Genomic DNA, 2041 nt, shown 5'->3' with positions numbered 1-2041 from the left:
GGCGCCCGGCCGTGGAGCGGCGCGGCGGTGCGTCAGGCGGTGACCAGGGTCAGGCCGTAGCGGGAGAGGATCTCGTTGACTGGCTGGAACCAGGTCTGGCCGCCGGAGGAGCAGTTGCCCCAGCCGCCCGAGGTGACGCCCTGGGCCTGGTCGCCGGTGACGAACGAGCCGCCGGAGTCCCCGGGTTCGGCGCACACGCTGGTGCGGGTCAGCTGGTAGACCGCGCCCTGGCTGTAGTTGACCGTCTCGTTGAGGCCGAGGACGGTGCCGCAGTGCCAGTGCGTCGTGGAGCCGGACCGGCACACCGACGAGCCGACCGGTGCCTGCCAGGAGCCGCGGACGAGCACGTCGCTGACGGTGCCCCAGCCGAGCACGACCGGAACCGTCCACCAGCCGTTGCCGATGCGGATGTAGGAGTAGTCGTTGCCGGGGAAGGACGAGTCGACGAACGAGCCCATCGCCGAGCCGTCCCAGCCGACGACGCTGCTGCCGGCCCGGCCGCAGTGGCCGGCGCTGACGAACCCGCCCTGGACGGCGAAGCCGATGGAGCACCGGGTGTTGCCGTTGATGTAGTACGGGTCGCCGCCGACCACACCCGCCGAGAGGGTGCGCGGGGCCTGCTCCGCGGTCTCCTCCACCGCGACCGGCCCGGCGGCCGCGGCGGCGTCCAGGAACGCCTTCACCCGGCCGTCCGTCCTGCTGCCGGCCGCCACGGTGACGACCACCGCGTTGCGGCTGGGGTCGACCCGCCAGCCGGTGACCGCGGCCGGGGCGGGACGGCTCCTGCTCACGGTGTCCACGGCGGCCTTCGCCCCGTCGAGGGCGGCCTCGGTGCGGGCCACCGGGGCGGTCGCCGCACCGGTGGCCCGGACGGCCCCGGCGTGCGCGGAGTCGGTGAGCCCGACGACCAGGCGGCCCCGGGCCGGGTCGAACCAGGCGCCGCCGTAGGCGGAGCCCGCGAGGTCGCGCACCCGGGGCAGCAGCCGGGCCGCGGTCGCCTCCTGGTCGAGACGGGTGCGGGCCTGATCCGGAGTCAGCCCCAGGTCGCGCCGGAGGGCGTCGACCAGCCCCGGGTCGGCGGCGGGGGCGGGCCGCGCGGCGGCCGCCGCCGGTGCGGTGTCCGGGACGGCCGCCGCGGGGGAGAGGCCGAAGCCCAGGGAGGTGAGGGCGAGCAGGGCGGGAAGGACCGCCCGGATGCCGTTGACGTGCCTCATTGCGGGGGTTCTCCTCGGTTCGGGGGCAGGCGTGGGGCCTGCGAGGGGAGAGCGCTTTCAGAGGTACTGGTCCAGACCGGTGCGATGAGCTTTGCAGCGTTGTATGTTCACGTCAAGAAGTTCAACAAGGCTTCCTGCGTGCGGAGTTGTCGATCGCCCTGGGGGCTGGACCGCCCTGACGACGGGAGCCTGCGGCGGTGCGATGCCCGGCCGAGGTGCGGTCAGGAGTCGCGCGTGGTCGGTGCCGCCGTCGACCGTCCGGGTGTTGTGCCTGGTCGTGCCGGGTAGCCCCGATCCGGGCGGGCGTGATCGCGCTCTCAATGGCGCGCGGTTGTCGCCGCCCCGACCCCCGGGCCGCCAGGCGATGCGTGCGACTCGCACGCTAATCTGGGGGCATGGAGAACGAAGTGGGCCAGGAGATCGCGGAATCCCTGGGCGTCCTGCTGCGCCGCACCACGCGCACGCAGTTGCACCGCCGGCTGACCGAAGGCATGGGCGAGGCCCTGGACGAAACGACCTACCCGGTGCTCAGCGCCCTCGCCCGCACGGGGCCGCGCAGCGCCGCCGACCTGGCGCCCGAGGTCGGCATCGACCGGTCCGGCGTCACCCGCCGCGCGTCCCGCCTGGAGGAGGCCGGCCTCGTCCGCCGGGAACCCGACCCCGGCGACCGGCGCGCACAGCTGCTCGTGCTGACCGAGCAGGGCCGGCAGGCCGTCGCGGAGCTGCGCACCCGGCTCGCGGACCGCATCGCGGACGCCCTGGCCGGCTGGCCCCCGGGCGAGGCCGAGGCCTTCGCCCGCCACCTGCACCGCTTCACGACCGACGGC

At 75.3% G+C, this 2041-nt stretch carries 2 protein-coding genes; one reads left to right on the top strand and one right to left on the bottom strand.

Annotated elements, in window-relative coordinates; all coding sequences use genetic code 11:
- Window positions 1-32: 32 nt before the first annotated feature.
- Window positions 33-1214, bottom strand: a complete 1182-nt coding sequence (locus tag ABZ641_RS34805; RefSeq protein WP_359988365.1) for a S1 family peptidase — start codon at window positions 1212-1214, stop codon at window positions 33-35.
- 395 nt (window positions 1215-1609) lie between these two features.
- On the opposite strand from ABZ641_RS34805, the gene ABZ641_RS34800 reads away from it, so the two are divergent.
- The coding region (locus ABZ641_RS34800) for a MarR family transcriptional regulator (RefSeq protein ID WP_359988363.1) at window positions 1610-2041 on the top strand (432 nt) is incomplete at its 3' end.

It is taken from the genome of Kitasatospora sp. NPDC007106 (genome assembly GCF_040634455.1).
Taxonomy (GTDB): Bacteria; Actinomycetota; Actinomycetes; order Streptomycetales; family Streptomycetaceae; genus Kitasatospora; species Kitasatospora arboriphila.
This window is presented reverse-complemented; position numbering and strand designations above follow the sequence as displayed.